The organism is Candidatus Saccharimonadia bacterium (assembly GCA_035544015.1).
Classification (GTDB): Bacteria; Patescibacteriota; Saccharimonadia; order UBA4664; family UBA4664; genus UBA5169.
Window position 1 is genome coordinate 1 of record DATKIP010000014.1, and the last position, 10,436, is coordinate 10,436.

Annotated in this window: 12 protein-coding genes; 4 read left to right on the top strand and 8 right to left on the bottom strand. The window is 61.1% G+C overall.

The window, feature by feature from the left end:
• Positions 1-250: 250 nt before the first annotated feature.
• On the top strand, positions 251-805 hold the full coding sequence (locus VMT30_01940) for a hypothetical protein (GenBank protein ID HVQ43704.1): 555 nt from the start codon (positions 251-253) through the stop codon (positions 803-805).
• 212 nt (positions 806-1,017) lie between these two features.
• Here VMT30_01940 and VMT30_01945 read toward each other — a convergent pair whose 3' ends face one another.
• From VMT30_01945 to VMT30_01965, 5 genes are all read right to left on the bottom strand, one after another.
• The gene (locus VMT30_01945) at positions 1,018-1,245 is read right to left on the bottom strand and encodes a hypothetical protein (GenBank protein HVQ43705.1); all 228 of its coding nucleotides are present in this window, start codon (positions 1,243-1,245) and stop codon (positions 1,018-1,020) included.
• 74 nt (positions 1,246-1,319) lie between these two features.
• The gene (locus tag VMT30_01950) at positions 1,320-1,442 is read right to left on the bottom strand and encodes a hypothetical protein (GenBank protein ID HVQ43706.1); all 123 of its coding nucleotides are present in this window, start codon (positions 1,440-1,442) and stop codon (positions 1,320-1,322) included.
• A 220-nt stretch (positions 1,443-1,662) separates the two neighbouring features.
• The gene (locus VMT30_01955) at positions 1,663-2,412 is read right to left on the bottom strand and encodes a hypothetical protein (GenBank protein ID HVQ43707.1); all 750 of its coding nucleotides are present in this window, start codon (positions 2,410-2,412) and stop codon (positions 1,663-1,665) included.
• A gap of 29 nt (positions 2,413-2,441) precedes the next feature.
• On the bottom strand, positions 2,442-4,115 hold the full coding sequence (gene groL, locus VMT30_01960; GenBank protein ID HVQ43708.1) for a chaperonin GroEL: 1,674 nt from the start codon (positions 4,113-4,115) through the stop codon (positions 2,442-2,444).
• Between the two features lie 6 nt (positions 4,116-4,121).
• A complete protein-coding gene (locus VMT30_01965) occupies positions 4,122-4,385 on the bottom strand; it encodes a co-chaperone GroES (protein HVQ43709.1) in 264 nt (87 codons plus the stop codon).
• 257 nt (positions 4,386-4,642) lie between these two features.
• Here VMT30_01965 and VMT30_01970 point away from each other — a divergent pair, with 257 nt between their 5' ends.
• A complete protein-coding gene (locus VMT30_01970; GenBank protein ID HVQ43710.1) occupies positions 4,643-4,897 on the top strand; it encodes a helix-turn-helix transcriptional regulator in 255 nt (84 codons plus the stop codon).
• On the opposite strand, the gene manB is transcribed toward VMT30_01970, so the two are convergent.
• A complete protein-coding gene (manB, locus tag VMT30_01975; protein ID HVQ43711.1) occupies positions 4,869-6,212 on the bottom strand; it encodes a phosphomannomutase/phosphoglucomutase in 1,344 nt (447 codons plus the stop codon). The two genes, VMT30_01970 and manB, sit on opposite strands and share 29 nt — an antisense overlap.
• 22 nt (positions 6,213-6,234) lie before the next feature.
• Between manB and VMT30_01980 the strand changes: the two genes are divergently transcribed.
• Positions 6,235-7,035 (top strand): amidinotransferase, encoded by an 801-nt coding sequence (locus tag VMT30_01980; protein ID HVQ43712.1) that lies wholly within the window; start codon positions 6,235-6,237, stop codon positions 7,033-7,035.
• Here the strand turns inward: VMT30_01980 and VMT30_01985 are convergent.
• Positions 6,985-8,337: a UDP-N-acetylmuramoyl-L-alanyl-D-glutamate--2,6-diaminopimelate ligase gene (locus VMT30_01985; GenBank protein HVQ43713.1), complete on the bottom strand. Its 1,353-nt coding sequence runs from the start codon at positions 8,335-8,337 to the stop codon at positions 6,985-6,987. The two genes, VMT30_01980 and VMT30_01985, sit on opposite strands and share 51 nt — an antisense overlap.
• 123 nt (positions 8,338-8,460) lie before the next feature.
• Between VMT30_01985 and VMT30_01990 the strand changes: the two genes are divergently transcribed.
• Positions 8,461-9,117 (top strand): hypothetical protein, encoded by a 657-nt coding sequence (locus tag VMT30_01990; GenBank protein ID HVQ43714.1) that lies wholly within the window; start codon positions 8,461-8,463, stop codon positions 9,115-9,117.
• A 62-nt stretch (positions 9,118-9,179) separates the two neighbouring features.
• On the opposite strand, the gene VMT30_01995 is transcribed toward VMT30_01990, so the two are convergent.
• Positions 9,180-10,232, bottom strand: a complete 1,053-nt coding sequence (locus tag VMT30_01995) for a peptidoglycan bridge formation glycyltransferase FemA/FemB family protein (protein ID HVQ43715.1) — start codon at positions 10,230-10,232, stop codon at positions 9,180-9,182.
• Positions 10,233-10,436: the final 204 nt, after the last annotated feature.

The window sequence follows — 10,436 nt, forward strand, 5'->3', positions numbered from 1 at the left end:
CGGCCGATTTTGCGTACCCCGTACCCGTCATCCAGTAATGCTTTAATCCGGTCTCGCATTGATTGATCTAGCTGCTTATATGTCCTGCCCATACCTCGTTGTTACAGGACTGGGTGGTGCACTTCAAAACGGAATGGAGGGACCATGTGAGGAGATCTCATGCCACCCGACCCGCTCCACTGGCTTCACATCACGGAAGACACTCACCGGCGGCCTCGCCGATGAGCCAACTCCAACTAGGGATGTGATCATGATCACCCGCAGCACGCGCCTGGCCCTCGGGCTGCTGGCTACTGCGATCGCCGCAACAGCCTGTGGCGGCGCCGGCAATGCCGTCGTGGACAAGAAGGCCACCGGCGAGATCCAGGCCTTCGCCACCAACGGCATCGTCTGCGACGCCATGAGAAGCGGCGGCGGCGCAGTCTCTGTTGACTGCAGCCTGCCGTCCGTCACCCCGACCGGCCTGCCATCCAAGCCCTGGTTCGCGGACGCCGAGGCGTTCAACACGAACCAGGGCACCTGCGTCGGCATCAAGTCGGCCCAGAGTTCCATCGCGGTCTGGTGCCTCTGGGGTAACGGCATCTCCGCGATCACCTCCCGGAAGCCGTCGTTCGGCGACGTGGAGGAATTCGACCTCCACGGCAAGAACTGCGTCGGCCTGTCGGCCGACGGCGGCGGGGCCATGACCTGCCGGGGTAGCCCGAGCCCAACGAGCGACACGTCATCGACACCGCCGCCCATCCCCGGCACGCAGATCTACCCCTACCCATCCGAGTCTCCCACCCCCACGGGAACTCCTGGATGAGTGCTCGGCGCAACCGCGCCGAATCTCCGCGAGGAGGGCCGCCACCCAGCGGTCCTCCTCCGGGGAGAACCTTCACCGCAATCATCATCTTATCGCTTTCCCGGGCCCCCACAACATGAACAACCCTCCTCGCAGAAATACGAAGAGGGCACGGTGGGGGCCGGAATCGCCCCTTCGGCTGACGCCGACCCCCACCAACCCAGACGCTGGAATCACGACGCCGCAGCGCCGACGAGCGGTTCGACCGGGTACTTGCGGTCGCGGATCAGGAGTTCGTAGTCACGCCGGTGGTGCCCGCAGAATACGAGCGAACCGCACTCGGGAACGGTCACGCGCACCTGACCGCGGGCTCCGCAGCGATCGCAGCCGTCCAGCGGATCAACGATCCGGCGCTCGAACTCTGAGAAGTCGTCGGGGGCTTGTGCACGATGCTGGGCCATCACTAGCTCCTTCGGAGGACGTGCCGGGCCGGCGGGCCGCGGCAGCATGGTCGCGGTGAGTCGATTGCAGCGGACTAGTTGGCGGACTTCGTCCGCGGCCATTCCAGCACTGGGCTACCTGCCGGCGTCGTCGCCGTACCGGACGCTCGCTCCATCGGAGCCTTCGCCCGCTTCTCCTGTACCTGTTGCTGTGCCATGGTGCTCCCCCCTTGCTCGCGATCCGCTCAGAAAATCGGCGGATAACAAAAAATCGGCGCACTCGTCTTCCTAAATCGCTAGGAATAGAGTCGCCGTCTGTTACCAAACTTGCCCTTTTCTTTCCACGCCCCTTGCTCGGGGTGTTGGTGGGAGTAAAACTTTAAAGAACTACCCGAATAATAACAGTCATTTCACTTATAGTCAAGCGCGGTCAGAGAATTATGCGTACCCCGGGCTAAAATCACGCCCGAGCACCTGCCGCACCTGGCGCCGCAGCAGCGCCAAACCGCGATGATTTACGCGCAATTCCTTCACCACCTCGCGCGGCACCGAGATCTCCAAATGTCGGTGACCATGCTTGCGCTCCAACAGTGGCCGGTAAAAGCCCGTTTTGGCATCAATCGTCAGCAATTTACCCTGCCATTCCCCCACGAAGTCGTACCCAATCAAATCCTCGCCCACCGACGCGTACCGCAAACCCCGCAGCTCCGGCAAACCCTGCAGCGCCGCATGCAGCGCAATCTCGCTCACCGCGCCGGTCACCTCGCCCTTGGCCCATACGCCCCGGCCCGCACTGGCCGACGTCAGCCAGCCCATCAGCTCATGGCGCGAAAAATATTGCCCGCACGACTCGATAAATCCCCGTAGCAAGTGGTTGTAACTACACGCTTCACGGCGCAGCATTTCGTAATGATGCCCCACGCTCGTGAGCTCCTCGTGGTCCAGGTGGCCATGATGCAGCGCCTCGCGATCGTCATCCAGCTGCGACTGAATTACCGCCTGCCGCCGCGCCAGCACCATCACCTCGCCAAAGCGCCGCAGCTCCGCATTCGCCTCGCCCACCACGAAGCGCTCTTCGGCTAGATCGATCGCCTCGCCGAGGCTATGCCCCAAACGCAAACGGCCGATGAGGCCTAAAATCTCATCGGCGCGTTTAGCAAAATCTTCGTAGCTCAGAGCATCATTCACGCCCTCAGCGTAGCATTTTTGGCTTGGGACTAGTAGTCCATACCTCCCATGCCCATGCCGCCCGGCATACCGCCGCCGGCCGGAGCGCTCTTCGCTTCGGGCAGGTCCACGATGAGCGCACCCATCGTCATAGCCGTTCCGGCAATCGAAACCGCGTTCTGAACCGCTTCGCGGGTCACCTTGGCCGGGTCCACGATCCCCTTGGCCTTCAAGTTCACCATCACGCCGCCGGCATTCACGTCAAAGCCCTCGCCAGCCTTCTGACTTTCGAGCACCTTGGCCAGCTTCTCTTCGGCGTTCAGGCCGGCATTGAGCATCAGCTGCTTAAACGGCTGCACCAAAGCATTCTTCAGAATCAGCTGCCCGGCGTGCGCCGAACTCGTCACCGTTGTCGTTTCCACATCAAGCTTCTTCGAGAGATCCACCAGCGTCACGCCGCCGCCCGACACGATGCCTTCGGCCACAGCCGCTTTGGTAGCCGCCACCGCGTCATCCACGCGATCCTTCTTCTCGTTGATAGCCGTTTCGGTCGCGCCGCCCACCTTGATCACGGCTACTTTGCCAGCCAGGGCGCTCAAGCGCTCCTCGAGGTTCTCTTTAACGTACTCGCTCGTGGCGTGCTCAATCTGCGCCCGCAGCTCCGCGATGCGACTCTCCACATCCTTCGAGTCACCGTAGCCCTCGATGATCGTGGTGTCATCCTTACCCGCAATGATCTTGCGCGCGCCGCCCAGCATATCGAGCGTGGCATTCTCAAACGTGAAGCCCTGCTCCTCGCTGATCACCGTGGCACCCGTGAGCACCGCGATATCTTGCAACACGGCCTTGCGGCGGTCGCCAAAGGCCGGCGCCTTGATCGCCAGGGCGTTAAACACGCCCTTGAGCCGGTTGAGCACAAGCGTCGCCAGCGCCTCGCCATCGACGTCTTCCGCGATGATCACGAGTTCTTTCTTGCCACCCTGCGCAATCTTCTCGAGCAGCGGCAAAATGTCCTGAATGCTCGAAATCTTCTTGTCGGTCACGAGAATCAACGGCTTCTCGTAGCTCGCTTCCATGCGCGCCACATCGGTCACCATGTACGAGCTCACATAGCCGCGCTCGATCTTGAAGCCTTCCACGATCTCCTTCTCCATGCCCAGCGTCTGGCTCTGCTCCACCGTCACGGTGCCGTCGTTGCCCACGGCCTCGATCACGTCGGCGATCAACTCACCGATCTCGGCGTCGCCCGCCGAAACGGTTGCCACTTGAGCCACCTTTTCGCGATTACCAGCAATCTGCTCGGTCATGCCAGCGATCTCGCCCAGCACCGTACCCGCCGCCTCGTCCAGGCCCTTCTTGAGGTCCATTGGGTTGTGGCCGGCCGCGATCAGCTTGTTGGCCTCGTTCAAGATGTGGTAGGCGAGCACCGTGGAGGTCGTCGTACCGTCACCCACATTGTCGGCAGTCTTGGAAGCAGCCGTCTTGATGAGCTCGGCGCCCACGCCCTTGCCCAAGCTCGCTTCGTCTTGGCGGTTCTCTTCAATCTCGACCGCCTTGGCCACCGTCACGCCGTCATGCGTCACCTGCGGACCGCCATAGCTCTTCTGAATCACCACGTTGCGGCCCTTGGGCCCCATCGTTACCCGAACAGCCTCATACAATTCCCGCGCGCCAGCCAGTACCCGGCCGCGAGCATCATCGTCATAAAAAATCTTCTTTGCCATAATTGATTACCCCTTTACAACCGCGAGGACATCTTCCTCTTTAACGATCAATAGTTCGTCCGTGCCCTGCTTGAACCGGTTCGGGCCGTACTCGGTGTGAACGATCCGATCGCCCACCTTCACTTCCTTTACATCCTTACCCACGGCCACGACTTCAGCCACCTGAGTTTTTTCCTTGGCCTGGTCGGGTAGCAAAATCCCAGAAGCCGTTTTGGCCTCAGGCTCCACTGTCTTAGCTACGATACGGTCGCCCAATGGTTGTAGTGCCATGCTTTACTCCTCGTTAATCAGTCTCACGCAATAAATTCCACTTTAGCACTCTTAAGCACCGAGTGCCAGCGTTGCATAATTGAGATTAGCGTTATGAATTTGGCACGTCAAGACCCCCTGAACCGCTGCGCTCAACGCCGGGGCTCAGTATGTCTGCTAAGGCTGGCCAAATTTAACTCATACGTGATATAAAATATACTTTTTATGGGGTAAAATCACCCATGCACATAACTAAACTCAACCCCAAAGGAATCGCAATGCCCCTCATCCCCATGACCATTCAGGAGCAAGTCGCAGAGCACGTACCCTTCAAGCGACGTATGCTCAGACTCACGCAGGCCCAGCTCGCAGCCACTATCGGCACTTCGCAAACCGCCATCGCCCGTCTTGAAACCGGACGCGGCAATCCCACCGCAGACCTCATTCAGCGCGTTATCACCGCCCTCGACATGGACCTCACGTTGTATGTACGGGCCAAGGCACCTAGGCCGCCAGCAAAGCCTTCAGCTTAGCCAACTGCTCATCGAGCACCCCCTGCGTGGTCGCCTCCACGTTGAGGCGCAGCAACGGCTCCGTGTTCGACGGCCGCACAATAAACCACCAATCCGGGTAATTCACCGTCAGACCATCGAGCTCATCCTGCTCGCCGTCGGCATACGCCTGCTTGAGCTCAGCTATCTTCCCCGCCTTATCGGCCACTTCGAAGTTGATCTCGCCCGACACCACATATTTGTCATACTTTTTCGCCAACTCACTGAGCTTGAGCCCCGAGTCGCTCAGCGCCCCAATCGCGCAAATCGCCGCAATCAACCCCGAATCCGCCCCCCAATTATCGCGGAAAAAATAGTGCCCCGAGTGCTCACCTGCAAACACCGCGCCATATTTGCGCATGTCCGCTTTGATATTGCTATGCCCCACCTTGGTCCGGTAACTCTTGCCGCCCGCCGCCTCAACCGTCTCGCGCACCACACGGCTACAGTTGGCGTTGTACAGCACCGTCGCCCCCGGGTTTTTCTTCAGAAAATAATCCGCCAAAATCGCCGTGGTCACACTCCCCGACACCGTTTGACCGTGTTCGTCGATCAGAAACGCTCGGTCACCATCACCGTCAAAGGCCACGCCAAAATCCAAGTTCTCGTCCTGAATCTTCGCCACCAAGAAGCGATTATTTTCATCCACCAACGGATTCGCCGGGTGGTTCGGAAACGTGCCGTCGAGCTCAAAAAACATCGGCTCCACCGTCAGCGGCCACTTGCCTTCCAGATGCGGCACCACCGCGCCGCCCATACCGTTACCCGCATCCACCGCGATGTGATACGGCTTCAACGCCGCCGCATCCACAAATCCCAGCGCATGCTTCACCCAAGCCTCCATTACGTCCTGCTGGGTCACCTCGCCGGTACGCGTGGCCTCCTGATAATGATCAGCCTTAATCGCGTCGCGGATATCGCTGAATCCCGTATCGAGCCCCACGCCGCCGGCCGCCTCGCGGCACACCTTGATGCCATTGTACTTGCCTGGATTGTGGCTGGCCGTCACCATCACACCGCCGGCCGCACCCAGCGACCCCACTGCAAAATAAATCATGTCGCTCGCCACGCAGCCGATGTCGATCACGTCACGGCCCTGGCGCGTCAGTCCGGCCCGCGCCGCCGCCGCCAACTCGGCCGAATCCGGCCGCATATCGTAGCCCACGCACACCGGTCCCTCGGTCGGCAACCAGTCGGCCACCCCGCGGCCCACCGCCTCAGCCACTTCGCTCGTTAATTCTGTGCCGACCAAACCTCGAATGTCATACGCTTTGAAGATAGATTCTGTAATATTCATGCGCTTAGTGTAGCATTGCCGTATGTACAATCACGATCTGTTACTCTGCCCGCCGACCTATTTCACGATCGCCTATTCCATCAATCCGTACATGCGCACCGACGTGCAACCAGACCCCACCCTCCTCGCCGCCGAATACGCGGCCATCGTAGCCGCCCACCAGGCCGCCGGCCGTACCATCCACTTCCTGACACCCGATCCCGCCCAGCCGGACATGACCTTCACTGCCAACCAAGCCCTCATCCGCGGCAAACGGGCCGTGCTCGGAAACCTGCCGCCCCAGCGTGCGGGCGAAACCCTGTTCCTCAAGCCCTGGCTCGAAGCCGCCGGCTACGAGGTCATCGAGTGCCCCTACCGCTTCTCCGGCCAGGGCGACGCCCTGCCCACCGGCACCGGCGCGGTGCTCAAGGGCCGGCAGTGGCGCAGCGACCCCCGCTCCGACGCCTTCATCCACGACGCCCTCGGCTACGACATCATCCCCATCCGCACCATCTCCGACGCCTGGTACGACGACGATCTCGTCTTCGGCATCATCCGCCCCGGCCTCATCGCCGTCGCCTGGGACGCCCTCGATGCCACCAGCGTTAAACTCCTGCGTGCCCGCACCGACCTCGAATTCATCGATGTCTCGCTCACCGAGGCCAAAAATTTCGTCTGCAACCTCGTCTCCGACGGCACCACCGTCGTGATGCCCGAAGGCGGCCCCCAGCTCGCCACCGAGCTCACCCGCCGCGGCCTCACCGTGGTCGAGCGCCCCATCACCCAGCTCAAACTAGGTGGCGGCGGTATCCGCTGCACCACCTTGGCCTTGGATGCCCGCTAGCCGCGCCGCAATCGCCGCCCGCGCCGCCGCCGCTTCATCCCACGGGCGCTCACCATCGGCCCCCTCGATCGTCTTCTCGTGCCCTTTGCCCAGCAGCATCACCGTGTCGCCCGCCCGGGCCTGACCAATCGCAAACCGAATCGCCTCGGTGCGGTCATGCACCATAAACAAATCCGTCCCCAGCACCTTGCCCTCCTGCGATGCACCCCCCGCGATCTGATCCATAATCCCCTGCCCATCCACGTCGCGGTCATCCTCCTCGGTCACCACCACCACATCAGCCCATTTGCCGGCGCTATGCCCCTGCTGCCCGCGCTTGGCCTCATCGCGCCGCCCCGCCGAGCCAAACATCACGATCAACCGGCCCTTGGCCGTCGCGCGCATACTGCTCAAAATCTTCTCAAAACTATCGGGCGTGTGCGCAAAATCCACGATCACCGCAAAATCCTGCCCCTCATCAATCGCATTCATCCGTCCCTCCACCGATTTGAGCGCCGCAAGTCCCTTCGCAATCGCCTCATTTTCCAGATCGAGCGCCATGCCCACACCCACCGCCGCCAGCGCATTGGACACATTAAACGTACCCGGCAAATGAATCCGCACCTCAAACGACCCCTCGTCCGAGGTCGTCACCGTAAACGCGCTCCCGCCGCCCTCAGGCCGCACGTTGCTAGCCGCAATATCCCCATGCTCCAGGCTATAGCGCAGATGATTCGGCCCCGTCGGCTCAGCCATATAATCCGCGCTCGGATCATCGCCATTAATAATCCCGCGAATCGGTACCACCCCCCGCTTATTCCCCGCCGCCATTTCAAACAGCCGCCGCTTCGCCGCCCGATACCGCTCAAACGTACCGTGGTAGTCCAAGTGCTCGTGCGTCACATTGGTCATCACCGCCAGGCTGTAATCAATCCCCCACACCCGGTTCTGCGCCAGCGCATGGCTCGTGGTCTCCAGCACCAGCCACTCGATCCCCTCGGCCTTGAGCTCCTTGATGCGCTCTAGCATCGCGTGCGTCGGCATCGTGGTCATATGCACCACATTCTCGCGCCAGTGGGCCGGCGTGCCGTACCCAATCGTGGTCATCAATCCCGTCTTGATCCCCGCGTCGTTAAGCATGGCGTAAATCATCGTCGCCGTCGTAGTCTTGCCGTCGGTCCCGGTCACCCCAATCACCTTCAGCCCGGCCGCCGGATACGCCATTACCGTCTGCCAAACTATCGCCTCTGCTAAATGCCCATACGGCTCAATCGTCCGAAACACCCGCGCCGGAATAATTGCCTTCACCAGATTACGAAACATGCATCCACCACGTTATTGCTTATGAGTATACGCCGTTGAAATTATGGCTCAATAATGGTATTATCTTCGAATCCTACGTACCCTTCGGCGCCTAGGACGCCGCGCTCCTTCCGGAGGTGGTTCGTGGCTATGATAGTATGCTCGCGCTGGAACTGCCGACGGCCACCGCGTCGGCCGTTCGCCAAATGTACCGAGCACCTCATTGAAGACCTCGAAGCCCAAATCGCCGCGCTCAGCGTGCAAATCAAAGACCCAGACGGTTCGCCTACGCTGTGGTTTCGCAACGCGCTCATCAGTCGGCGAAAGCTGCTCAAAACCCAGTTGGGGCAGCTACGCGAGTCCATCGAGGCCGAGCCGACCCTCGCACCGACCACCGAGGACCCCGCGCCAACCACTCCGGTCGTCGCCCCCGCACCTTCCCAACCGCCCCGAACGGAGCACACCATGGCCCTCGTCGTCATCGGGGCGCTGCTGTTGGCCGCCGGACTAGTTGTTCTGGCCCGGAGCCTTCTGCGTCGCCGCCCCCGGCACAACCTGCTGCCCGTGTACCGCATTCTGGCCGACTGCGAGCCACGCTGGACCACCTACGAACAAATCCGCACGCAACTCAACTGGTTGAGCGACAACCAGTTCCGGGGAGCGTTGGCTACCGCCATCGACAACGTCTGGCTCACCCCCACCACCCAGGCCGACGGCGAAACCATGATCCTGGTGGTCACCGACCGCGGCCTAAGGGTTCTCGACAGCCCCGCAGCCCAACTGGCCCTCACCCTCCAGTGACCAACAGCAAGCCCCATCCATCCCGGCCCCGCAGCCCACCCGCTGCGGGGCCGCCCGACTGTTTAGTACAAAAATCGCTCCGGCCGACGCATCGCCAGCCTCGCCGCCACTCGCTCACCCACCCGGCGCCACACCTTGTAGCGTGTCCCGCTCAGCGGCAAATCCCAGCACCCCACAAATTCCGTAATCTCAGGGTTAAACTTACTTTTGAAAGTGTACAATCCATCCTTCGGGTCGCCCGTCCCCACCGCATTGCGATTGGGCACCCCGATCATGTCGTAGCTCGTGCAACCCCGAGCCATCAACCAACGCATCACCTCCCACTGCACCAGATACGACGCGCTCAGGTCACGCTTCACCTCAAACGACCCCCCATCCTTGTACCACCCCCGGCGCCCCAGGTAGGTCGCAAATAATCCCGCCAGCACGTCGCCCTCGTGCCGCGCCAAAAACAACTGCGCCTGCCCCGCCTGCGCCTGGGCTCGCCAATAATCCAAAAAATACGCCCGCGGCCGCAGCCCATAATGCGCCCGCGCGTCCGTCGCCGCCATCAGCTCGTACATAATTCCCAAATTCTCATCCGTAGCCGCCACCGGCTCTACCCTCACCCCCGCTGTTTGCGCCTTGCGAATATTGCGCCGCGCGCTCTGGTTAAAACTCGCCAGCAGCGCCTCCTCACCCAAGCTTAGGTCCACAAAAATAGTCGACTTCACCCACAGATCGCGGTTGGCCCGCACCAGCCCCAGCTCTCGCCACGCTGCTTTGTTCGGCACATCGTCATCGAGCACCTCGCTCTCAAACCGCGCCAGCACCCCCGGCCACTCCCCCGCCCGCGTCTGCCGCACCACCTCCGCAAAATCCGCCGGCGACGTCACCCCCGGCCCCCGCGGGCAATACCACAGTTCACCCTGCCCCGTGGCCCGCCGCGTCAGCCACTGAGCCGCCACCAGCCGGCCATCGGGCAGCTCGTACACGTATCGCCGCGGCTGCCAGCCCCACCGCGCCTTAAAATCCCCCCACGCGCGCGTCTGCAGCGACTGGCCGCCATCAGGATTGGCCGCCACCAATTCGTCCCACTGCGCTAATTCTGTTTCGGTTGCCAGTCGCATCGCCATAAGTAGCTTCATTGTACCATTTGCGTAAATAGAATTTAAATGTTATAATAAAAAAACTACACAACCCTAAATTCACCCCCGAAGTGCACCACCTACCCTCGTAATACTCCTTTCTCTTTCGCCAGCTGCAGAGCCGACTTATACCCCAGGATCTTCCTGGGTTTGTTGTTAATTATCCAGATAATATCTTGTAAGCGGGCGGGT